Source organism: Halorientalis persicus, assembly GCF_900110215.1.
Classification (GTDB): domain Archaea; phylum Halobacteriota; class Halobacteria; order Halobacteriales; family Haloarculaceae; genus Halorientalis; species Halorientalis persica.
The window spans coordinates 67,267-88,464 of record NZ_FOCX01000002.1; the positions used below are offsets into that span (position 1 = coordinate 67,267).

Sequence of the window (21,198 nt, forward strand, 5' to 3'; positions counted from 1 at the left end):
AACACCTCACACGACCGGGAGCTCACCCGTCGAATCGATAGGTGTTTTCGACGACCCGATCCGGGAGCGACAGCGACAGCGTGACCGACGCCGCGTCGGCCGGAATCGGGATGGTATCCGGGGTCGCGGTGTCCCCGGCGTCGACGCTGACCTCGACCTCGCCGCCCTCGTCGCCGGCCGACCACTCGACGGTTCCCGAGATCCGTTCCCGCTCGTCGTTGACGACCGTCAGCGGCGTCGTCTCTCCGGGGCCCGGCGCGGCGAGTGTGGCCTGGACGGGCTCGTAGGCCGCACGAAGCGCCCGGTAGCCGGTCTTCGGGTCGCCATCGCGTTCGACGACGCCCATCCCCGCAGGCGTGGCGTCCCGGAGGGTGTGGGCGGCGAACAGCGAGGTATCGCGCCGTCGGAGTTCTTCCGCGATGCGTTTGACCACCCGAGCCTGGTAGGCCTGTGACGCGTCGGTGCCGCCGTCGACGTGAGCGTCGTGTTTCGCCCGGTCGAAGGCCGGATCGTCGTCGGGCATGACGGCACCGAACGCACCGGCCCCGAACTCGCCGACGACGCCACCGACCTCGAACGTGTCGAGGACCCAGCCCACGTCGTCGGCGTCCCCGTAGTCCCAGCCCGGATACAGCGTCGGCGCGTCGGCCCCACTGCCGAGCGCGCCGACGACGGGGAGGACGAGTCGGTCCGCAGGAAACCCCGCGGCGACCGACTCGGCCGGCCCGCGGTCGTAGCTGGCGCGCCAGGCCCGCCATCGCAGGCGCAACCGGTCGAGGGTTCCGGACCCGAGCGGGTCGGAGACGAGGTCGAGCGGGTCGTCGTGGACGCTGTAGGCGAACAACGACGGGTGACGACCGTAGGTCCGGTCGAGTGCGGCCGCGAGCTCCTGGCCGCGGTCGGCGTCGAACGTGCCGGGACCGGTCAAGGGGAGGTCCTGCCAGACCAGCAGGCCAGCCTCGTTGCAGGCCTCGTAGACGGCGGGGTCGGGTGCGTGGGCGTGCATCCGAACGACCGTCGCATTAGCCTCGACGGCCCGGTCGATGTCGCCGGGCGTCGCCGAGAGGAGCGTGACGCCCCGGCCGGGGACCCGTTCGCCGTTGACGACCAGGCCGTCGGCGTCGCGGTCGACGGAGCACAGGCCGGTCACGACCGACCGGGTCGCATCGCCGATCTTCGCCCGGACGGCGTACTGGTGCTGGGGTCCCAGTTCGCGGGGCCACCACAGCGAGGGGTCGCGCACGTCGATGGTGTGCTCGACGACGGCCCGTTCGCCAGCGTCGGCCTCGACGGCCGCTCGATCCATCATACCCCGACTCTGAAACTCCCCCTCCGGGCGCAGGGAGAACGTCACCCGGTCGTCGAGGTCGGTGTCCGTCTCGACGACCGCCCGAACGTCGATCTCGGCGTTCCCGTCGACGAGCCGCGGGTGAACGTCCAGTTCGTAGACGAACGTGCCGGGGTGGGTCTCGACGCTCGCGTCCCACCAGATGCCGGGGATGCGGTCGCTCTCCGGGACGAGGTTGGTGTCGTGGACGCCGCCGAACCGATCCTCGGGCGGCCGGCACTCGACGATCAGTTCGTTCTGGTCTTCGGGTTCGAACGAGTGGCGGAAGGGGCGGAAGTACGCGTCGTGTTCACCGACGAGGTCGCCGTTGAGCCAGATGCGTGCGTGGGCGAACAGTCCTCGCAACTCGATGACGGCGCGGTCCTCGTCGCCCGACCGGGGGTCGTCGAACACGGAGCGGTACGCGGCAGCGTCGGCGTCGGCGAACACCTGTGGCCGCCCCGGTATCTCCACCGGCGTCCACACGTCCGGCTCGGGTTTGCCCGCCCCCGGCTCGACCGACGTCCCAGTCCACTCGCCCAGCATATACGTGTCCGGGCGTCCGCCTGTGCCATATCCTTTACGCGATATTCGGCCCTCGAAGTGGCCACCGCCCGACCACTTTCACTTTCACTCCGCGGACGGCTCGCTTTGATACCCGATCCGCTCGTCTCTGCTGACATGATCGAAGAACTGTCCTGTACCTGTAGCGGTTGCGAGCGGGAACTCCGCGAGGAGTCGCTCCGGCTCACCTACCGGACCGAGGGCGGCGAGCGTCGCGCCTACGAGTGTGCCTGTGGCACCGTGATCATCACCGTCGCGCGCTGAAACGACCCGCTGAAGTGGGCCGGGCGGGAACGCCGGGGCATGGAAGAAGTCATTCGCGCACGCGGCCACGAGCACGTCTCGGCCGAACACGCGAGTACCCTCGAGGTCACGAGCGACGACTACCTCACCCCGGCCGGCGACTGCATCCTCGGGATCTCCGCCGACCGCGTTCCCGCCGACTTCGACCCCGAGTTCGTCGCCGCCTGCCAGTCGGCCGACGCGACGATCACCGTCACGCTTGAGGTCGAGGGCTACACCGAGACCGTCACCGGCCGCGGCCACCCCGACCTCGCCTTCGAGAACGATCGCAGTGCCGTCGGCCGCACGAGCGATTACGTGGACGACCGGACGATTCTGGTCGAGGCCGACAAGGCAGCGGGCGACCTGGATCGTGACCTCGTGACGGCGCTGGCCGACGGCGCGGATCTAACCGTGACGCTGACCGTCGAGTGAGTCTGCCAGCGATTCACGTCCGCGTCTGGAATGGAAGTGACACCAGCGATTCTTGTCGAATTCGTGATGGCGCTCCGACTAGACCACGGCGGGAACAGTCCCCCGGCGTTGGCGTCCGGCTCTGAGCGATCCGGTGAGCCTTTTGAGGCTGGGTCGCTAGACGGGGTATGTCCGACGACCCCGAGCCGGCCGAGAACATCAGCGGCGGGAGCGCGGACGGCGGCTACGCCGATACCTTCGACGCCGACGCGCCGGCGACCCGCGCCGAGGCCGTCGTCGACCGTCTCGGTGACCGCTACTGGCAGAAGTCCTACGGCGGCCGGGACGCATTCGAGTGTCTCGTCCGCACGATCCTCAGCCAGAACACGAGCGACGTGGCCAGCCAGCCCGCCCACGACGCCCTGATGGATCGCTATGGGGGCCGCGAGGTGCGGAGCACCTCGAATAGCGCGAGCGGTGAGCGAAGCGAGCCGCGAGCGGAGGGAGACCTCGCAGAGGCTCTCGCCAGCGCCGACCAGCCCGAACTCGCCGAGACGATCAGTTCGGCCGGGCTCTACAACCAGAAGTCCGAACGGATCATCGCCATCGCCGACCGGATCGTCGCGGAGTACGGCGGCGAAGACGCGTTCGACGCCTTCGTCCGCGAGGACGACTCCGGGACGGTCCGGGACACCCTGCTCGACATGACCGGCGTCGGCCCCAAGACGGCCGACTGCGTGTTGCTGTTCGCCGGCGGCCGTGACGGTGTCTTTCCCGTGGACACACACGTCCACCGCATCGCACGCCGGATCGGACTCGCGCCGCCGGACGCGGACCACGAGACCGTCCGGGAACACCTCGAACGCGACGTGCCCGGCGAGAAGTGTGGGTTCGGTCACACGGCGATGATCCAGTTCGGCCGCGAGTACTGTTCGGCGCGCAAGCCCGACTGTCTCGACGACCCCGAGGCCTGTCCGATGGCCGATCTCTGCGATCAGATCGGCGTCGACCCGACGAGTGGCGACGTGACCGATCCAGCCGAGGCCGGGGTGGCCGATGACTGAGACCGCCGGCGGCGCGAGTCAGTATCTCGATACCGAAGGCGTCTACAGCAGGGTCGCGGAGCGGCTTGGCCGGGCCGAGACGTGGTCGCTCAGCCACCACGACGCCGGACTGGGAAACGAGACGCTGTTTCTCGGCTGGGACTCGCGACGGTTCGTCCTCCGGCGGCCGCCGCTCTCCGAGACGACGCGGGAGAGCCACGACCTGCGCCGGGAGTACCGGGTGCTGTCGGCGCTGGACTGGACCGACGTGCCGACGCCGCGGCCGGTGCTTTCCTGTGAGGACGGGTCCGTCGCCGGCGCGTCGTTCACTGTCCAGCAACGGGTCTCGGGGGACGTACTCCGCCACGGCGAGCCCGTCGAGTACGCGACGCCGGCCTATCGGGAGACGGTCGCCGAGGAACTCGTCGACACGCTCGCGTCGATCCACGCCGTCGATCCCGACGACGTAGGGCTGTCCGATCTCGGGCATTCGGACCACCCAGCTCGGGTCGAGATGTGGCGCGAGCGATTCGACCGCTACCGCGCCGACACCGACCGGGAGATTCCGGGCGCGGACGCGGTGGCCGACTGGCTCGCCGCGAACGCCCCCGCGTCGACGGACCGCACGCTGATCCACGGCGACTACACGCTGGCGAACGTGGCGTTCAGTCGGTCGACGCCGCCGGAGCTGGTGGGGGTCCTGGACTGGGAGCGAGCGGGTGCCGGCGATCCACTGGTGGACCTCGGCCGACTGACGGCGTTCTGGTTCGAGGACGAGCGCGAGCGTGCGGGACTTCCGACGGCTGTGGTCCCCGGGTTCACGACGCGCGAGGGGTTCCCGTCACGGTCGGCACTCGCGGACCGCTACGAGAATGCCACCGGACGGACGTTCACGGATAGTCGGTTCTACCGCGCGCTGGCGGTCTACGAACAGGCCGCCGTCTGTGAGGGATACTATCTCCGGCATCTCCGAGGCGAGTCCGACCGCCCGGCGTTCGCGGTGATGGCCGACGCAGTTCCGGCGCTACTGGAGCGCGCAGAGCGAATAATAGAAGGGGACGAACGGTGAATCCGAGCGGGTGACCCCGCTGTGACCGTCATCTCGACGGCCTGGAGAGTGAGCGGGCAGGCGACACGGGGGTATCCGGCGGAGCGGCGTGTCACACACCCGCCCAGTTCGCTCCGCGGCCGCAGTCAGGTCACGGACGGGGCTGGTCGCGGTTCGGGATATAAAGGTACGGTCGACGTGGCCGGATGGATTCCCGGACATCCAACAGTGGTGAAAATTGAAGCGCGTCGGCCGCCAGAGAGGAGTCGTGAAACGACCGGCACCCTCCGAGTGGAAAGAGCGGGACAGTTATCGGAAGCAGGTCTTGGCGACCGAGGACGACATCGGTGCCGAGGGGAACCTGCTACAGGTGGTCGAGGTACCGCCAGGCGAACACGTCGAGCCCCACCTTCACCGTGAGACGCGGGAAGTGTTCTACGTCCAGCAGGCCGGCGGGCGGTTCGTGATCGACGGGACCGAAGTGACACCGGCGGCTGGCGACGTCGTCGTCTGCGAACCGGGCGACGTTCACGAAGTGTACAACGAGTCCGACGAACCGTTCCGCATCCTCGTGTTCAAGGCCGATCTGACCGAAGACGACACCGTCTGGAAGCCCTAGAGGAACCGGAACGTCTCCAGGTTCTTGGGCGCGAACGTTCGCATATTGAACTCGTGGTACAGCGCCGAGGACAGGTCCTGCGTGGAGGACTCGTCGCCGTGGACACAGAGCACCTTCTCCGGACGGGGGTTCATCGTCTTCACGAAGTTCTCTAGCCCCTGGCGGTCGGCGTGGCCGGAGAACCCGTCGACGGTCTCGACGTTACAGTTCAGCGTCAGCGAGTCCGAGCGACCGCGGCCGCGGCTGTTGCCCAGCGGCACCTTGTCCTGGCCACGCTGGATGCTTCGGCCGAGCGTCCCCTGTGCCTGATAGCCGACGAAGGTCAGGGTGGTGTCCGGGTCCGGCCCGAGGTGTTCGAGCCAGGACATGATCGGCCCACCGGTGACCATCCCGGAGGTCGAGAGGACGATCGCGGGGCCGCCGTCGGCGACTTCCTGGCGTTCCTCCTCGCCGCCGTCGATGTGGTTGAACTGGTCGGCCAGAAACGGGTTCTCGTCCTCGTGGAAGATCCGGTCGCGCAGGTCGTCGCGCAGGTACTCCGGGTAGGTGGTGTGGATCGCCGTCGCCTCCCAGATCATCCCGTCGAGGTGCACGGGCATCTCGGGAATGTCGCCACTGCGCATCGCCTCCTCGATGACGAGCATCATCTCCTGGGAGCGACCCACCGCGAACGCGGGAATCAAGATCTTCCCACCGTCGTCGTAGGTCTCGTTGATGACTTTCTTCAGTTTGCGCTCGGAATCTTCCTGGTCGGTCTGGTAGTCGTTGCGACCGCCGTAGGTGGATTCGAGGACGAGCGTCTCCACGCGGGGGAACTCGTTGACCGCGCCGTTGAACAGGCGGGTGTCCTCGTAGTGGATGTCACCGGAGAAGGCGACGTTGTAGAGCCCGTCGCCGACGTGGAAGTGCGCGATGGAAGACCCGAGGATGTGCCCCGCGTTGTGGAGGGTCAGCTTGATGTCCGGCGAGATGTCCGTCACGTCGCCGTACTCGAGTGGGATACAGTGTTTGATCGCCTCCCGGACCATCTCGGACTCGTAGGGCGGCGCGCGGCCCTCTTTGGCCGCCACGTCGAGGTAGTCCAGCGTGAGCAGACCCATCAGGTCCCGCGTGGGTTCGGTGCAGTAGATCGGGCCGTCGTAGCCGTACTTGAACAAAAGCGGGATAAGCGCCGAGTGGTCGAGGTGGGCGTGGGTCAACACGACCGCGTCGAGCGAGTTCGCACCCGACCCCAGTGCTTCGGGCACCTGCAGGTAGGGCACCTCGTCTTCGGCACCGGGCTTGTCGCCGCAGTCGACGAGGACGCGGGTCTCGGGCGTCGAGACGATGAAGGCCGCGCGTCCGACCTCGCGACAGCACCCGAGAGTGGTGATGCGCACCCACTCGTCGTCGGACATCTCCTCGCGGTGGATCTGGCGGCCGATCCGTTCGAGGATGTCCCGGCGCTCGTCGCGTTCCTGTTTGAGGAAGTTCCGCACGTTCGAGACCGTCGAGGACTCGATGGGGGGCGTCCGGACGACCTCGGGAGTCCAGCCGACCTTCTGGGTGATCTCACGGAGTGTCGATCCGTGCCGACCGATCACCATGCCGGGTTTCTCGGCCTCGATGACGACCTCGCCGGTGTCGGCGTGGAAGTCCAGATCCGTGATACCGGCTTCCTCCGGCGTCACGTCCATAATCTGCTCGCGAGCCTTGTCGGGCACCGACAGCACGTCCGGATCGGGCCGGACGGTGATGCGCTTGCGCAACTGGCTCGCCAGTTGCCGGATGAGATCGCCGTTCTGGGCGAACTTCTTCGGGTCGCGCGTGTACACGACAAGTTCCGGTCCTTCGTACTGGACGTCCGAGATCGAAATGTCGTCGGGAACTTCGCTGACGATCTCTGCTTTCAACTCGTCTAACTGATTTTCTACCGTACTCATAGCTCGAAAGTGGCCGAAAAGCGGTCCTGTGTCCGAATCGAACACCGATGGTGATCGATGGGGGTCGTCCCCACCGGCCCCCACGCGGCGGGACACAGGCTGTCTCCTGTAAGGGTCATAGTGTCTTGTGTGATCCGCTATAAGCGGTCCGAACTCGTCGCTGCAGGATGAGTCCGGAAAACCGGCCTGTATCCGCCTCTATTGCCCCTCCATTATAAAAGCCTTCGCAAAACAGTAGGTATTTCGCCACGAAGGTGGCCCATGCACGTCTCCGCGTCCGTCGTCGCCACCGAACACGAGTGGGTCCGTGACCGCGCACCGACGATCGTCGCCCTGATCGACACCGTCCGTACCGACCTGGGCGAGCAGTTCGACACGGAGGTCGCCAGCGTGACCGGCGACCAGTACCACCGGGCGGTCGACGAGGTGTTCGCGGACGGCGACCTGGCGGTCAACGTCGCGGCCCTCGTCCGCCTCCTGCGCGACCTCGACGTGAACGGGGACTACCCGGGGTTCGTCGTGGACGAACTGCTCGGTCGGGAACTGGCCGGGATGCTCGCTGGCGGCCAGCCGCTCCGGTTGCTCGGCGAAGCGACGTTCCACTACGCGGACGTGCTGACGGACGGCGACGCCGACGCGTCGGCCGGCGCGGACGATCTCGACGCCGCGCTGGCCGCCGGGTTCCAGACGCGGCTCCCCGGCTGGGAGTGGACCGAGACGACGAGTCCGTTCGCGAGCGAGTGAGCGACTGCGCGACGCGGGCGCTTCGGGACGAATCGGAAACCGGAGAACGGCGAGCGCGTGTCGGTGCCACCCTCGTGACCCCACCCCAGTGCCCCCTGTACCCCCCCAGGTACCGTCGGAGGCCCGGACCACGGGTCGATCCCCGATGGCCCCCTCAGCCATCGGGCTATATGTTCCCATACGCTCTCCGGGGGTGTAACCTTCGCCGGATATAGAGGGGCATTTATTAATGCCGGTCGTGTGCCGGCGTCGCTGGGGTCAGGCGTCGGCGTGCGTGGTCCGGAGATGGGATACCAGCGCCGAGACGCGGTTCGGGTCGTAGGTCCAGAACCCGCCGTACGTGGCGGGTTCGCGCTCGCGAGCGAGCAGACCACAGGTCTGTGGCCGCGCGGCCGCGTCGGGCTGGAAGGCCACGAACCAGAACTGGCCGAGTTCGCCGTCGGACGCGGTGTGTTCGGTCACCCCGGTGATCGACGGCGCGTCCCACTCCCCCTCGAAGTAGACGTGCACGTCGAGGTCGCTCTCGGCGAGGCGTTCGTAGACCTCGCGCTGGGCCGTGAGCGCCGCCGGTCGCTGGAAGCCGGCGTGGAGTTCACCCTGTCCGTGTCGCCAGGCGCGGTCTTCGATCTCGCGGGTCGCCGCCAGCAGTTGGCGGCGTTCGAACGACTGGAAGAGCGTGTCGTCCAGCAGTTCCAGCAGCGGTTCGAGGGAACCGGTCGCGGTAGCGTCGGCGTCGAGAACCCCTGCAGTCGGTTCGAACAGCGTCGCGACCGTTTCCAGCGAAACGGTGCCGAGGAACCGGTCGGCCTGCCGGACGGTGATGAACCCAGCCTCCGACTCCGGCGGGAGCCGGTCGAACCGCACGTCCACGTGCCAGTCCGCGAGCCGCTCGGCGAGGTCCGCGGGTGGGTCGGCGGCGTAGACGGTCACCGTTCGTCGTCGTGCCGACAGGTCGTCGAGAAGCGTCTGGAGTGTCCCGGTCATCGGTCGATCAGATCCCGGAGCGACTGGGGCCGATCACCAGGGGCCGCAGCTTCGACCTGGAAGGTCACGTCGAGACAGTCGTCTACCCACGCGGGATAGTCCCCGAGCGCGACGACGCCAGTGTCGGGATCGTGCTCGACGAGGGCGCACTCCCGGAGCTTCGGCAGGTGGACGTGTTGCAGCGCGATCCGTCGCTCGTCGTGAGCGCCAGGGTCGGCGTCGGTCCCGGCGGTCGTCGCGAGCCAGCCGGTCACGACGTCCGTCAGTTCGTTCTGGGTGGCGTCCCCGTGTTCCCGGAGATAGTAGAGCACGAACCGACGGGTATGGTTCGAGAGCGCTTCGAGTCGTCCGTCGACAGCCTGGGGAGGGGATTGTGTGGCACCGTGACTCATGGATGTATCTGTAACACAGGTTGCTTTATTTATTTTTGCGGTGTAATTATAGGATGCTCCGGCGGCGTCTGCAGTGGACACGGCGGGTTTATTACGCCCGTGCCGGATGACCGTGTATGAGCGATTCGCAGGAACTCGGTATCACCGAGAGCAAAGAACACGCGACGGGCGAGTGGTACGCCGAAGTGATCCAGAAGGCCAAACTCGCCGACTACGCGCCAATGGGTGGCTTCATCGTGACGCGCCCGCGCGGGTACGAGCTCTGGGAGCGGCTCCAGAACCACCTCGACTCGTGGTTCAAGGACACGGGCGTCACCAACGCCTACTTCCCGATGTTCATTCCCGAGTCCTACCTCGAGAAGGAGAAAGACATCGTCGAGGGGTTCGACCCCGAAGTGGCGTGGGTGACCCACGGCGGCTACGACGAACTCGAAGAGCGATTGGCTGTGCGCCCCACCAGCGAATCGATCATCACGCCCTTCCTCGCCCAGTGGACCCGAAGCCACCGTGACCTCCCGCATCGGGTCAACCAGTGGTGTTCGGTCGTCCGGTGGGAGGCCACCGAGACAAAGCCCTTCTTCCGCACCAAGGAGTTCCTCTGGCAGGAGGGCCACACGGCCCACGAGGACGGCGACGAGGCCTGGGACGAGGCGATGACCCGGCTGGACCAGTACGAGAAACTCTACGAGGACGTGCTGGCCATTCCGGTACTCAGGGGTCGCAAACCCGACCACGACAAGTTCCCCGGCGCGGACACCACGACGACCGTCGAGGCGCTGATGCCCGACGGGAAGTCCGTCCAGGGCGCGACCTCCCACTACCTCGGCCAGTCCTTCGCCGAGGCCTACGACGTGACCTACGTCGACGAGGACGAGGCGGAACGGACCGCCCACACCACCTCGTGGGGGCTGTCCTGGCGCTCGCTGGGCGCGCTCGTGATGACACACTCCGACGACCAGGGACTCGTCCTCCCGCCCGCGCTCGCGCCCGAACAGGTCGTCATCGTCCCGATCTGGCAGGAAGACACCAAAGACGAGGTCCTCGAGTACGCCGAGGAGTTGGCGCTGGATCTGGACGAGGAGTTCCGCGTCCACCTCGACGACCGCGACGAGCGCAACCCCGGGTTCAAGTACAACGAGTGGGAGCTGAAAGGCGTCCCGCTCCGGATCGAGGTCGGCCCCCACGAGGTCGACGACGAGGAAGTCACCCTCGTGCATCGGCCCGACGGTGAGACCGAGACCGTCGACCGCGACGGACTGGACGAGGCCGTCGGCGACCACCTCGATGCGGTGTTCGCGAAGCTGAAGGCCGACGCCGAGGAGAACCTCGAGGAGAACGTCCGGGAAGCCCACAGCCGCGAGGACATCCTCGGAACCATCGGCCAGCACGGCGGCTACGTCAAAGCGCCGTGGTGTGGCGACGAGGACTGTGAGGATCCGATCAAGGAGGCCATCGCCGCCGAGATCGTCATGGTCCCGATGGACCCCGACGAGGACCCCATCGGCGACGAGTGTGCGATCTGTGGCGAGGAGGCCACCGAAACGGCCTACTTCGCGAAGAGTTACTGACAACTGCCGCCAGGACACGGATTTTGTTGCCGGAGGTTTGGCGGTTCTGAGCCCGTGCCGGTACCACACGGTAGCCATCCGACGAGAAGGGGTTCTATCGCTGATGCGACTGTTCTACCGCCTCGCACCCGCACACACATCTCTAACGGTTTTTCGAAACAGAGTGTCAGTATTGTAGTGAATGTGTTTATATCCCCTTATTTGAGTTTAACAGACCCTTAGCCCTTGAGGGACAGTCTCTTAACTGGGCAGTCGAAGTGACGGGTATGGTTGGGCAACGGACTACTAGCGAGTCTGCGAGCGAGGCCGGGCTCGCGGATCCCACTGATGTACGGTCTAACTGCGGCGTGGGCGTCGTAATGGATCTCGACGGGGGTCGGGACAACGACGTCGTCGCCGACGGTCTGGAACTGCTCGCGAACCTCGAACACCGCGGAACCACGGGCGCGGAGGAGAACACCGGTGACGGTGCCGGGATCTTGCTCCAGATGCCCCACGACTTTTTCGAGGGTGCGGTCGACGCCGATCTCCCGCCACGGGGCGAGTACGCGGTCGGGTCACTCTTTCTCCCCCGTGACGACGAGGCCGCCGCGGGACTGAAAGACCTGTTCGAGTCGAAACTCGCCTCGGAGGGCCTGGAGGTCTTCCACTGGCGAACCGTCGAGACGGACAATTCGACGCTGGGCGCGACGGCGGTCGAGTCCGAACCCCGCGTCGAGCAGGCATTCGTCCGCCCCGAGGGCGACGTGAGCGACGAAGAGTTCGACAAGCGCCTCTACGTCGCACGCCGGGTAGTAGAGAACACTGTCGAAGACGAACAACCGACTGGCCACGAGCGGTTCTACATCGTCTCGCTCGACCAGGACACGGTCGTCTACAAGGGGCTCTTGCTCGCCGAGCAGTTGCCCGAGTACTACCCCGAACTCACCGACGAGCGGATGGCCTCGACGTTCGCGATGGTCCACGCGCGGTTCTCGACGAACACGCTCGGCGCGTGGCACCTCGCACACCCCTACCGCAACATCATCCACAACGGCGAGTTCAACACCATCCAGGGCAACATCAACTGGATGCGCGCCCGCGAGACCGACCTCTCCGCGGCGGGCTTTGCCGATCACTACTCCGACGCGGAGATGGAGAAGCTGAAGCCGATCATCGACGACCCCGAGCAGTCCGACACGGCCAGCGTCGACAACGGCCTCGAACTGCTCATGGAAGGGGGTCGGGACCTGCCCCACGCGCTCCGAATGCTCATCCCGGAGGCCTGGCGCGGCGAGGCCAACATGATCTCCCAGAAGCGACGGGACTGGTACGATTACCACGCCTCGCTGGTCGAGCCCTGGGACGGTCCCGCCCTCGTGGCGGCCACCGACGGCGAGCGGGTCGGCGCGGTACTCGACCGCAACGGCCTGCGCCCCTGCCGGTACGACATCCTCCAGAACGGCCGGCTCGTGATGTCCAGCGAGGCCGGCGCACTGGACAACGATCCGGCGGAGATCGAAGAGCGCGGGCGACTCCAGCCCGGCCAGCTGTTCCTCGCCGATCCCAACGAGGGGCGAGTCGTCCCCGACGAGGAAGTGTTCGACCAGCTCACAGACGAGAAGTACGCCGAGTGGGTCGAGAAAGAGCAGGTCCACCTCGACGACGTGGCCGATCACGAGACCGAACCCAGGGGCAACGTCGACGCCCTGCGGTCCTACCAGGCGCTGTACGGCTACACCTACGACGAGGTCGACCACCTCCTCCAGCCCATGGCCGAGAAGGGCAAGGACCCGGTCGGTTCGATGGGTGACGACACGCCGCTGTCGGTCCTCACCGACCACAACCGACCGCTGTTTAGCTACTTCAAACAACTGTTCGCTCAGGTCACGAACCCGCCGCTGGACTACATCCGCGAGGAACTGGTGACCTCCCTGGAGTCGCGGCTTGGCTACCAGCGCAACCTGCTCGCCGAGAGCCAGGACCACGCTCGCCAGCTCGTCGTCGACTCGCCCATCCTCACCGACGAGGAGACGGCGGCGATCAAGGAGATCGACGAGAACGGCCTCTCGACGGCAGTCGTCGACATCACCTACGATCCCGACGAGACCGACCTCCGGACGGCCGTCGAGAACGTCCGGACCGAGGCCGACCAGGCCGCGACCGAACACGACATCCTCGTCCTTTCGGATCGGGGTGCCGGCGAGGACGCGGTGCCGATCCCGAGCCTGCTGGCCGTCGGCGGTATCCACCACCACCTCGTCCGCAACGGCCTGCGCAACCACGTCGGCCTCGTCGTCGAGTCTGGCGACCCGCGCACCGTCCACCACTTCGCGACGCTGATCGGCTACGGCGCGGGTGCTGTCAACCCCTACCTCGCCTACCAGACCATCGAGGACCTGGTGGCCGGACCGGACGGCGCGAACCTCGACACCGCCATCGAGGCCTACATCGGGGCCGTCGAGGACGGCCTCCTCAAGACGATGGCCAAGATGGGTATCTCGACCGTCGAGAGCTACCAGGGCGCACAGATCTTCGAGGCCGTCGGGCTCGATTCCGACTTCATCGCCGAGTACTTCGAGGGGACGACCTGCCGGACCGAGGGCATGGAGATCGAGGACCTCGAAGACGACCTCCGGACCCGCTACGACGTGGCCTTCAGCGACGATCCCGAGATCGAGCGCCAGGGCGAGTTCGAGCACCGCACCGGCGGTATCCACCACCAGTGGAACCCCGAGACGGTCGGGACGGTCCAGCAGGCCGTCCGGCAGGGCGACTACGAGAAGTACAAGGAGTTCGCCGAGAAGATCAACGACCAGACGAAACAGCTCCAGACCCTCCGGGGACTGCTTGAGTTCGACGAGGACCGCGAGTCCATCCCCATCGAAGACGTCGAACCCATCGAGGACATCGTCGAGCGCTTCGAGACGGCCGCGATGAGTCTCGGCTCGCTGTCGCCGGAGATGCACGAGAACAACGCCATCGCGATGAACCGCCTCGGCGCGAACGCCAACACCGGCGAGGGCGGGGAACCGCCCGAGCGCTTCGACACCGAGAAGGAGTGTACGACCAAACAGGTCGCCTCCGGCCGCTTTGGCGTCACCAGCGATTACCTCTCGGCCGCCGAGGAGATTCAGATCAAGATGGCCCAGGGGTCAAAGCCCGGCGAGGGTGGCCACCTGCCCGGGAAGAAGGTCAACGAGATGATCGCCCACGTCAGGTACGCGACGCCAGGCGTCGGCCTCATCTCGCCGCCGCCGCTGCACGACATCTACTCCATCGAGGACCTCAAGCAGTTGATCCACGACCTCAAGGCGGCCAACCCCGACGCCGACATCAACGTCAAACTGGTCGCCGAGGACGGCATCGGCACCATCGCCGCCGGTGTCGCGAAGGCCAACGCCGACGTGGTCCACATCTCGGGCCACGACGGCGGGACCGGTGCGTCACCGAAGACCTCGATCAAGAGCGCGGGCCTGCCCTGGGAACTGGGCGTGGCGGAAGCCAACCAGATGCTCCGGGCGACGGACCTGCGCTCCCGGATCAAGGTCTCGACCGACGGCGGCATGAAGACCGGCCGCGACGTGGCTGTCGCCGCACTATTCGGTGCGGAGGGGTACGCCTTCGGGACCGCCTCGATGGTCACCTCCGGCTGTGTGATGGCCCGGCAGTGCCACGAGAACACCTGTCCGGTCGGCGTCGCCACCCAGAACGAGAAACTGCGCGCTCGCTTCCCCGGCACGCCCGAAAACGTCATCAACTACATGACCTTCGTCGCGCAGGAACTGCGCGAGATCATGGCCGAACTCGGCTTCGAGACCGTCGACGAGATGATCGGCCGCGTGGACGTGCTCCAGCAGCGCGACGACGTGGAGCACCCCAAGGCCAAGAAACTCGACCTCTCCGCGATCCTCGCCGAGCCCGCGGGCGACGACGACCGCTACAAGACCCGCGAGCAGACCCACGAGGTCGACGAGCAACTCGACTGGGATATCTTGGAGGAGATCGGCGACACCGTCGAGACCGGTGACCCAGTCTCGCTGTCGATGGACATCGACAACGTCCATCGCGCGGTGGGTGCGACCCTCTCGAACCGCATCTCTCAGGAACACGGGACGCCCGGCCTGCCGAGCGACACCATCCGCGTCGACTTCGAGGGCGTCGCCGGCCAGAGCTTCGGGGCCTTCCTGCAGGACGGGGTCACCTTCGAGCTCACCGGCACCGCCAACGACTACGTCGGCAAGGGCCTCTCCGGCGGGAAGATGATCGTCAACACGCCCGCCGACGCGCCCTACGAGCCAGAAGAGAACACCCTGATCGGCAACGTCGCCCTCTACGGCGCGACCCAGGGCGAACTCTACGTGAACGGCCAGGCCGGCGAGCGCTTCGCCGTCCGCAACTCCGGCGTGAAGGCCGTCGTCGAGTCGGTCGGCGACCACGGCTGTGAGTACATGACCGGCGGCGCGGTCGCGGTGCTTGGCGACACGGGCAAGAACTTCGCGGCCGGGATGTCCGGCGGTGTCGCCTACGTCCTCGATCGCGAGGGCGACTTCCCGCAGAAGGTCAACCGCGGGATGGTCTCGACGTTCGACACGCTCGACGAGCGGGACCGCTCGATGCTGCGCCGCCTGCTCGAAAACCACGTCGCCTACACCGACTCGGATCGGGGCCAGTACATCCTCGACAACTGGGACGAGGAACTCGACAACTTCGTGAAGGTCCTGCCGGACGCCTACGCCGAGATTATCGAAGACGACGACGAGGCGGACGTGCGGACCGAACCGCCCGAAGCCGCGACCCCCAGCGCCGAAGCCAGCGAGCCCGCGACGGGCCAGGCTGACGACTAACGGCACCCACTTTTTACGTCGGGGGGTCGCCGGCGGCGACCCCCCGAAGCAAAAACTTGGGGAAAAACCGCCGCGAGCACGCTGTCGCGCGCTCGCGGGTGCTGTGCTCGCGTGACAGGGAGCCAGGATAGTTCATCGACGCAACAGCACCGTGCCGCCGCCGACCAGCGCCAGTCCCAACGTGGAGAGCGACAGAAAGACCTTCCAGGCGTGTCGATACTCGTCGCCCGTGCAGGTGTTGTCGGTGTACACGATCCGGAGGAGTCCGTCGAGGTGAAGCCCGGGCGGGTCAGTGACCGCACAGGCGAGATGGTACGGTTTCACCAGATTCCACGCGTTTCCCCACCCGACCCAGAGAACGACGACGCCGGCCAGAACCAGTGGCCAGCCGAAGAAACGCCTGTTCATTACAGTGACAGGTTCTGGTGGCCAGGCTGTAAAATTACTCCCGGTGGCTGTGCCACTGGCAACCGTCGTCGGTGTCCTGGCGCGCCCGTTGCTCACGGCCGGTGGACTCCCGTCGGTCGGTCGCGGTTCGCGAATCCGCACGGGCGGCCTCCTCGGCACTCCGGCGATCCATCACGTCCGGATCGTCGGTCTCGGACTCGATCAAGAGCCAGAGCAGGACGGGTGCGCCGATGGCCACCAGCAGGAACACCACGAAGAACCCGCCGGCGCTCATCAGCCCAGGAACACGTCGACGATGTTGCTCGATCCGGCGTCGGACTTGTACAGTTCGGTGTAGCCGCAGTTGGTACACGAGACGGTCTCGAACCCGCGGTTCTGGATGTCGAACATCTTCGAGAGGCCACCGCCGGTGGTGGTGATCTTGTCGACTTCCGCGTCGGTGTGACCGCACTTCGGACAGCCGCGGTCGGAGGGATCTTCAGGGGGCATACGTGTAAGCGTGGAACCTGTATCGGTATCAGTATTTTGCCGGGCTGGTCAGGCCGCTCAGGTGGCCCGTGGCAGTTCCATCCGCGTCACGGCACCCGAATCGGTGTTCGACCAGGTGACCGACCCGCCGGAGTTGCGAACGATCCAGTCGATCAGCCAGAGGCCGATCCCGCTGGCGTGGATCAGCTCGGTCTCCTCCCCACTTTCGAGGGCCTCCATCTCCTGTTCGGGGATCCCGGGCCCTTCGTCGCGGATGGTGAGGGAGACGGTGTCCTCGGCGGCGCGGACCTCGATCTCGACGGTCGCGTCCGGACTTTGGTCGTGGACGATCGCGTTCTCGATCGCGTTCTCGATGGCCGCCGAGAGGTACGCGTTCCCGCGGACGGTGACCCCCGATGGCACGTCGGCCCGGACGGTGGCCTCGGGGTGGTCGGCACGGATGTCGGCCAGCGTGTCCGCGAGCAGGGATTCGAGGTCGATGTCGATCAGGTCGTACTCGGTGCCGACGACGCGGTCCACGATGCGGGTCTTGCGGCTCGTCGTCGCGAGGTCTTCGGCCGTAGCGACGATCTGTTCGGCCCGGGTCGCCACCTCGTCGTCGTCGGCGTTGGCGACGATCCACTCGGCGTTGCCCTGGACGACGTTGATGTCGTTGCGGATGTTGTGCCGGATGATCCGCGAGAGGACCTGCTTGAGCGTCTGGAGTTCCCCCTCTCGGTTGCGCAGGCGCTGTTCGCGTTCCTTCTGGTGTGTGATGTCGTTCATCACGATGGCGCGACCGACGGCGGTGCCGTCGTCGCTGGTGATCGCAGAGACGCTCACGTCGTAGCAGTTCCGGTCGCCGTTCGCGGACTGGACCCAGATCTGCTGGCGACTCTCGTCGCTCACCAGTCCGTCCTCGAAGTACTCGTCGAGGTCGACGACCTCGTGGATCGGCCTGCCGATGAGTCGGTTCTTGGAGTCCAGCATCGCTTTCGCGCGCTGATTCACGTCGACGACGTAGTCGGTCGCGTCGAGGATGACGACGCCGCTGTCCATCTCCTCGACGACGAAGTCCCGGGCCAGCGGGACGACGTTGTCGGATCGGGGGCTGACCAGTTCGAGGAACCGGTCGACCGGGAGCGACCGGACGAACCGCCTGCTGGCCAGGACGATCAGCCCGAACACGCCCCAGAACAGGAAGACGAGTGGGACGAACATCATGTGGGGGAGCGGGCTGTAGCCGGTCACCGAGAGGATGTTGGCGAGCCAGATGGTGAGGCTGGCCAGCAAGAGGAGAACCGTGAAGGTCCGATAGAGATTGCGCGACCGCCGGAACTTCCTGAAGAGGACGACGTGCGTGATCGCGTGGATGGCGTAGACGACCAGCACGGAGAGCCAGAGGCCCAGTGCCCACTCGTGGCCGACAGTGACCCAGCCGCCGGTGGTGTCGACCGTCCGCTCGACGAACACGAGGTCGTGCAGGGGATTCGAGACTGTGAGTGCGGTGATACCCGCGACCGCGACGCCGAAGACGGTGAACAGCGGCCAGGACAGCCACCGCTCGTAGCCGCTGTAGCTGAGACAGAACAGACACCAGGTCGCCGTCGTCAGTGCGGCAAATCCCAGAACTGTCCCCACCAGCACCCGGGTCATGAACGGGTCGACGACGGTCAACGTGGCCGCCGAGCTGGCGGCCCAGAAGAACATCGAGACCATCGCCCACGCGTACATACTCGCCGAGAGCCGGTCGCTCTGGCGCTGGACGTAATACGCACTGAGGAGGGCGAGCAACGCACTCGCGATTAGTGGGGCCGTGTATGGCGTGTGCTGAACCCTCATCACAGATTCGGGACCGGAGCCCTGGAGATGTAACCGCCGGAACAAACGATAGGTTACAGATAAAAAGTTAGCCGTGTATTGACAGCCGATACCGTGGGGGAAGTTCACGGAACGGCGACGGCCCCGGACCGAACCTTTTCACCCAGGGCGTCGTGGAGTGGCGCATGACCCAGGCGCTCGTCATCGGTGGGACGCGATTCGTCGGTCGCCACACCGTCGCGGAGTTGCGCGACCACGGCTACGACGTAGCGATCTGCAACCGCGGCGAACACGACAACCCGTTCGCCGACACGGCGGTCGAACACGTCCAGGGAGATCGAACCGACGACGGCGACCTGGCCGACGCCGCCCACGCCGTCGCCCCGGACGTGGTGATCGACTGCGTGGCCTACTACCCCCGCGACGTGCGGGCCGCGACCCGGATCTTCGACGACGCCGACGCCTACGTCTACGTCTCCAGCGGCGCGGCCTACGGCGAGGAAGCGATCCCGAAACGCGAGGGCGAGACGGGGCTCCACGACTGCACCGAGGAGCAGGCGACCGACGACTCGAAGGGGAGTTACGGGCCGCGCAAGGCCGAGGGGGACCGGGCGATCTTCGCCGCGGCCGAGGACGGGGTGGCGGCATCGAGCGTCCGCCCCTGTAACGTCTACGGCCCTCACGACTACACCGGTCGGGTGGACTACTGGATCGAGCGGGTCGCGAATCACGACCGGGTACTGGTCCCCGGCGACGGGACGAACGTCTGGCACCGGGCCTACGTCGAGGACGTGGCCGCGGCGATCAGAACCGTGGCCGAAAACGGCGAGCCGGGGGAGGCCTACAACGTCGGCGACCGTCGGGCGACGACGCTGGACGAACTCGTCGAGATGATCGCCACGGTACTGGGCGAGTCGGTCGAGATCGTCCACGCCGGTTCCCGTGAGCTCGCGGCCGGAGACATCGATGCCGGCGAGTTCCCGCTCTATCGGGACTACCCTCACCTGCTGTCGACGGCGAAACTGTCGGGACTGGGCTGGGAGGCGACACCGCCGGAGTCGGCGCTCCAGGCGACGGTCGACGACTACGTCGAGAGCGACCGCGACGGGAGCGAGTACGGCCCCGACCGCGAGGCCGAGGCGCGCGTGCTGGGCGTGCTGGACACGCTGACCTGAGACTGGAGGGGGAACGCATTAATTCGTGGCACGACAGGGACGCGTATGTTCCAGAAGTCTTCGTGGATCCGCCTGCCCCGGAACGTCGTGGTGGGGCACGGCGTCCTCGACGAGACGGTCGACGCCGTCGCCGAGTTACACCTGACGGGGCGGCCGCTCGTGGTGACGAGTCCGACGCCGAAGGAGGTGGCGGGGGACCGCGTCGTGGAGGCGTTCGGGGCCGAGGGAGAAGAACCGGCGCTGACGACGGTCGAGGAGGCCAGCTTCGAGGAAGTCCAGCGCGTCATCGAGACCGCCCGGGCGTCGGAAGCTGGCTTTCTCATCGGTGTCGGCGGCGGGAAGGTCATCGACATCACGAAGATGGCCGCCGACGAACTGGGCCTGGGGTTCGTCTCGGTGCCGACGGCGGCCAGCCACGACGGCATCGTCAGCGGCCGCGGTTCGGTGCCCGAGGAGGACACGCGCCACAGCGTGGCCGCCGAACCGCCGCTGGCCGTGGTCGCCGACACGGAGATTCTGGCCGAGGCACCCTGGCGGCTCACCACCGCGGGCTGTGCCGACATCATCAGCAACTACACCGCCGTCAAGGACTGGCAGCTCGCCCATCGACTGAAAAACGTCGAGTACTCGGAGTACGCGGGGGCGCTCAGTCAGATGACCGCGGAGATGCTCGTCGAGAACGCCGACTCGGTCAAGCGGGGACTGGAGGAGTCGGCGTGGGTCGTCGTCAAGGCGCTGGTCTCCTCGGGCGTCGCGATGTCCATCGCGGGCTCGTCCCGGCCGGCAAGCGGGGCCGAGCACCTCTTCTCGCATCAACTCGACCGGCTGGTGCCCGGGGCGGCGCTCCACGGCCACCAGGTCGGCGTCGGCTCGATCATCACGGAGTACCTCCACAGTGGCGAGACCGAATGGCGCAAGATCAGGGACGCGCTGGCCCGGATCGGCGCACCGACGACAGCCGAGGAACTGGGGATCGACGACGAGACGGTGATCGAGTCGCTGACGACCGCACACCGCATCCGGGACCGCTACACGATCCTCGGCGACGGCGTGAGCGAACCCGCGGCACGCGAGGCGGCCCGCGCGACCGGCGTCATATGAGGAGTTGACTCTCCGGCGGGTCGGCGAGCCACCGACAGTCCGCCGGCGGCGTGCCGCCGACGTGGGTCCCGTCGAACAGGGCGACCAGTCGATACACCGGGTCGTCGTCCGCGTCGTGTTCGTTCTGGATGCCGGCGATGGTGACGGCCTGGAGCCCGTCGATCCGACACTCGACGCCGACCGCTCGCCGGGCGCGTTCCTCGAGGGATTCCTCCGGGCCGACGGCCGACCCCGGCGGCCGCACCTCGTCACCGTCGGCGCGGGCGAGGACCTCGCCCGCGTCGTTTCGCACGTGAACGTCGACTCGCGCGACCGTCTGTCGCCACTCCCGGACGGTCTCCTCGTAACACCCCGACGGTATCGACACCGTCGTCTGGGACACCGGAAACGACCCGTACTCGGCTTCGAGTTCGGCCAGCATCTCCGTCACGTGATCCCGCGACCGACCGGCAAGACTCATGCAACCAGCCAGGGACCAGCAGTGGTTAAACC

The 21,198-nt window shown here is 66.8% G+C and carries 19 protein-coding genes; 10 read left to right on the forward strand and 9 right to left on the reverse strand.

What is annotated here, in order from left to right:
• Positions 1-22: 22 nt before the first annotated feature.
• A complete protein-coding gene (locus BMX17_RS02410; protein WP_092657279.1) occupies positions 23-1,873 on the reverse strand; it encodes a glycoside hydrolase family 2 protein in 1,851 nt (616 codons plus the stop codon).
• A 135-nt stretch (positions 1,874-2,008) separates the two neighbouring features.
• On the opposite strand from BMX17_RS02410, the gene BMX17_RS25830 reads away from it, so the two are divergent.
• The 5 genes from BMX17_RS25830 to BMX17_RS02430 all read left to right on the forward strand — a co-directional run bounded on the left by BMX17_RS25830 (position 2,009) and on the right by BMX17_RS02430 (position 5,297).
• Positions 2,009-2,155 (forward strand): hypothetical protein, encoded by a 147-nt coding sequence (locus BMX17_RS25830; protein ID WP_170845306.1) that lies wholly within the window; start codon positions 2,009-2,011, stop codon positions 2,153-2,155.
• Positions 2,156-2,194: 39 nt separating this feature from the next.
• Entirely contained in the window at positions 2,195-2,608 is a 414-nt protein-coding gene (locus tag BMX17_RS02415; RefSeq protein WP_092657281.1) for a DUF371 domain-containing protein, read from the forward strand.
• A 167-nt stretch (positions 2,609-2,775) separates the two neighbouring features.
• Positions 2,776-3,651 (forward strand): endonuclease III domain-containing protein, encoded by an 876-nt coding sequence (locus BMX17_RS02420; RefSeq protein WP_092657282.1) that lies wholly within the window; start codon positions 2,776-2,778, stop codon positions 3,649-3,651.
• Positions 3,644-4,699 (forward strand): phosphotransferase family protein, encoded by a 1,056-nt coding sequence (locus tag BMX17_RS02425; protein ID WP_092657284.1) that lies wholly within the window; start codon positions 3,644-3,646, stop codon positions 4,697-4,699. Before BMX17_RS02420 ends, BMX17_RS02425 begins: the two co-directional genes overlap by 8 nt.
• A gap of 247 nt (positions 4,700-4,946) precedes the next feature.
• Positions 4,947-5,297, forward strand: a complete 351-nt coding sequence (locus tag BMX17_RS02430) for a cupin domain-containing protein (RefSeq protein WP_170845307.1) — start codon at positions 4,947-4,949, stop codon at positions 5,295-5,297.
• Here BMX17_RS02430 and BMX17_RS02435 read toward each other — a convergent pair.
• Positions 5,294-7,219, reverse strand: coding sequence for a beta-CASP ribonuclease aCPSF1 (locus tag BMX17_RS02435; protein WP_092657288.1), 1,926 nt, complete (start codon positions 7,217-7,219; stop codon positions 5,294-5,296). The two genes, BMX17_RS02430 and BMX17_RS02435, sit on opposite strands and share 4 nt — an antisense overlap.
• Positions 7,220-7,480: 261 nt before the next feature.
• Here BMX17_RS02435 and BMX17_RS02440 point away from each other — a divergent pair, with 261 nt between their 5' ends.
• Positions 7,481-7,963 carry a DUF7984 family protein gene (locus BMX17_RS02440; RefSeq protein ID WP_092657290.1) on the forward strand — a complete coding sequence of 161 codons (483 nt, stop codon included), beginning with the start codon at positions 7,481-7,483 and terminating at the stop codon, positions 7,961-7,963.
• 258 nt (positions 7,964-8,221) lie between these two features.
• Here the strand turns inward: BMX17_RS02440 and BMX17_RS02445 are convergent, their stop codons facing one another.
• Both BMX17_RS02445 and BMX17_RS02450 read right to left on the reverse strand, forming a co-directional pair.
• Positions 8,222-8,947, reverse strand: coding sequence for a DICT sensory domain-containing protein (locus tag BMX17_RS02445; RefSeq protein ID WP_092657292.1), 726 nt, complete (start codon positions 8,945-8,947; stop codon positions 8,222-8,224).
• Complete coding sequence (locus tag BMX17_RS02450) at positions 8,944-9,339, reverse strand: DUF7344 domain-containing protein (protein WP_092657294.1); 396 nt, start codon at positions 9,337-9,339, stop codon at positions 8,944-8,946. Before BMX17_RS02450 ends, BMX17_RS02445 begins: the two co-directional genes overlap by 4 nt.
• 116 nt (positions 9,340-9,455) lie before the next feature.
• Here BMX17_RS02450 and proS point away from each other — a divergent pair, with 116 nt between their 5' ends.
• Complete coding sequence (gene proS, locus BMX17_RS02455; protein ID WP_092657296.1) at positions 9,456-10,907, forward strand: proline--tRNA ligase; 1,452 nt, start codon at positions 9,456-9,458, stop codon at positions 10,905-10,907.
• A 266-nt stretch (positions 10,908-11,173) separates the two neighbouring features.
• Complete coding sequence (gene gltB / locus BMX17_RS02460) at positions 11,174-15,733, forward strand: glutamate synthase large subunit (RefSeq protein WP_092657298.1); 4,560 nt, start codon at positions 11,174-11,176, stop codon at positions 15,731-15,733.
• A 132-nt stretch (positions 15,734-15,865) separates the two neighbouring features.
• Here gltB and BMX17_RS02465 read toward each other — a convergent pair whose 3' ends face one another.
• The 4 genes from BMX17_RS02465 to BMX17_RS02480 are packed head-to-tail and all read right to left on the reverse strand — an operon-like array spanning position 15,866 to position 18,451.
• Positions 15,866-16,141, reverse strand: a complete 276-nt coding sequence (locus tag BMX17_RS02465; RefSeq protein WP_092657300.1) for a hypothetical protein — start codon at positions 16,139-16,141, stop codon at positions 15,866-15,868.
• Positions 16,142-16,175: 34 nt separating this feature from the next.
• Entirely contained in the window at positions 16,176-16,415 is a 240-nt protein-coding gene (locus BMX17_RS02470) for a DUF8143 family protein (protein ID WP_139203406.1), read from the reverse strand.
• Positions 16,415-16,630 carry a zinc ribbon domain-containing protein gene (locus BMX17_RS02475; RefSeq protein ID WP_092657304.1) on the reverse strand — a complete coding sequence of 72 codons (216 nt, stop codon included), beginning with the start codon at positions 16,628-16,630 and terminating at the stop codon, positions 16,415-16,417. Before BMX17_RS02475 ends, BMX17_RS02470 begins: the two co-directional genes overlap by 1 nt.
• Positions 16,631-16,687: 57 nt before the next feature.
• Positions 16,688-18,451 carry a histidine kinase N-terminal 7TM domain-containing protein gene (locus BMX17_RS02480; protein WP_092657306.1) on the reverse strand — a complete coding sequence of 588 codons (1,764 nt, stop codon included), beginning with the start codon at positions 18,449-18,451 and terminating at the stop codon, positions 16,688-16,690.
• Between the two features lie 164 nt (positions 18,452-18,615).
• On the opposite strand from BMX17_RS02480, the gene BMX17_RS02485 reads away from it, so the two are divergent.
• Positions 18,616-19,605, forward strand: coding sequence for an NAD-dependent epimerase/dehydratase family protein (locus BMX17_RS02485; RefSeq protein ID WP_092657308.1), 990 nt, complete (start codon positions 18,616-18,618; stop codon positions 19,603-19,605).
• A gap of 45 nt (positions 19,606-19,650) precedes the next feature.
• Positions 19,651-20,706 (forward strand): NAD(P)-dependent glycerol-1-phosphate dehydrogenase, encoded by a 1,056-nt coding sequence (locus tag BMX17_RS02490; RefSeq protein ID WP_092657310.1) that lies wholly within the window; start codon positions 19,651-19,653, stop codon positions 20,704-20,706.
• Here BMX17_RS02490 and BMX17_RS02495 read toward each other — a convergent pair.
• Positions 20,699-21,166 carry a hypothetical protein gene (locus tag BMX17_RS02495; RefSeq protein ID WP_092657312.1) on the reverse strand — a complete coding sequence of 156 codons (468 nt, stop codon included), beginning with the start codon at positions 21,164-21,166 and terminating at the stop codon, positions 20,699-20,701. The two genes, BMX17_RS02490 and BMX17_RS02495, sit on opposite strands and share 8 nt — an antisense overlap.
• Positions 21,167-21,198: the final 32 nt, after the last annotated feature.

What these genes read in the sequence shown, in the direction of transcription:
- BMX17_RS02410 (WP_092657279.1), bottom strand. Translation starts at nt 1,873, where the DNA reads ATGCTGGGCGAGTGGACTGGGACGTCGGTCGAGCCGGGGGCGGGCAAA.
- BMX17_RS25830 (WP_170845306.1), top strand. Translation starts at nt 2,009, where the DNA reads ATGATCGAAGAACTGTCCTGTACCTGTAGCGGTTGCGAGCGGGAACTC.
- BMX17_RS02415 (WP_092657281.1), top strand. Translation starts at nt 2,195, where the DNA reads ATGGAAGAAGTCATTCGCGCACGCGGCCACGAGCACGTCTCGGCCGAA.
- BMX17_RS02420 (WP_092657282.1), top strand. Translation starts at nt 2,776, where the DNA reads ATGTCCGACGACCCCGAGCCGGCCGAGAACATCAGCGGCGGGAGCGCG.
- BMX17_RS02425 (WP_092657284.1), top strand. Translation starts at nt 3,644, where the DNA reads ATGACTGAGACCGCCGGCGGCGCGAGTCAGTATCTCGATACCGAAGGC.
- BMX17_RS02435 (WP_092657288.1), bottom strand. Translation starts at nt 7,219, where the DNA reads ATGAGTACGGTAGAAAATCAGTTAGACGAGTTGAAAGCAGAGATCGTC.
- BMX17_RS02440 (WP_092657290.1), top strand. Translation starts at nt 7,481, where the DNA reads ATGCACGTCTCCGCGTCCGTCGTCGCCACCGAACACGAGTGGGTCCGT.
- BMX17_RS02445 (WP_092657292.1), bottom strand. Translation starts at nt 8,947, where the DNA reads ATGACCGGGACACTCCAGACGCTTCTCGACGACCTGTCGGCACGACGA.
- BMX17_RS02450 (WP_092657294.1), bottom strand. Translation starts at nt 9,339, where the DNA reads ATGAGTCACGGTGCCACACAATCCCCTCCCCAGGCTGTCGACGGACGA.
- proS (WP_092657296.1), top strand. Translation starts at nt 9,456, where the DNA reads ATGAGCGATTCGCAGGAACTCGGTATCACCGAGAGCAAAGAACACGCG.
- gltB (WP_092657298.1), top strand. Translation starts at nt 11,174, where the DNA reads ATGGTTGGGCAACGGACTACTAGCGAGTCTGCGAGCGAGGCCGGGCTC.
- BMX17_RS02465 (WP_092657300.1), bottom strand. Translation starts at nt 16,141, where the DNA reads ATGAACAGGCGTTTCTTCGGCTGGCCACTGGTTCTGGCCGGCGTCGTC.
- BMX17_RS02470 (WP_139203406.1), bottom strand. Translation starts at nt 16,415, where the DNA reads ATGAGCGCCGGCGGGTTCTTCGTGGTGTTCCTGCTGGTGGCCATCGGC.
- BMX17_RS02475 (WP_092657304.1), bottom strand. Translation starts at nt 16,630, where the DNA reads ATGCCCCCTGAAGATCCCTCCGACCGCGGCTGTCCGAAGTGCGGTCAC.
- BMX17_RS02480 (WP_092657306.1), bottom strand. Translation starts at nt 18,451, where the DNA reads ATGAGGGTTCAGCACACGCCATACACGGCCCCACTAATCGCGAGTGCG.
- BMX17_RS02485 (WP_092657308.1), top strand. Translation starts at nt 18,616, where the DNA reads ATGACCCAGGCGCTCGTCATCGGTGGGACGCGATTCGTCGGTCGCCAC.
- BMX17_RS02490 (WP_092657310.1), top strand. Translation starts at nt 19,651, where the DNA reads ATGTTCCAGAAGTCTTCGTGGATCCGCCTGCCCCGGAACGTCGTGGTG.
- BMX17_RS02495 (WP_092657312.1), bottom strand. Translation starts at nt 21,166, where the DNA reads ATGAGTCTTGCCGGTCGGTCGCGGGATCACGTGACGGAGATGCTGGCC.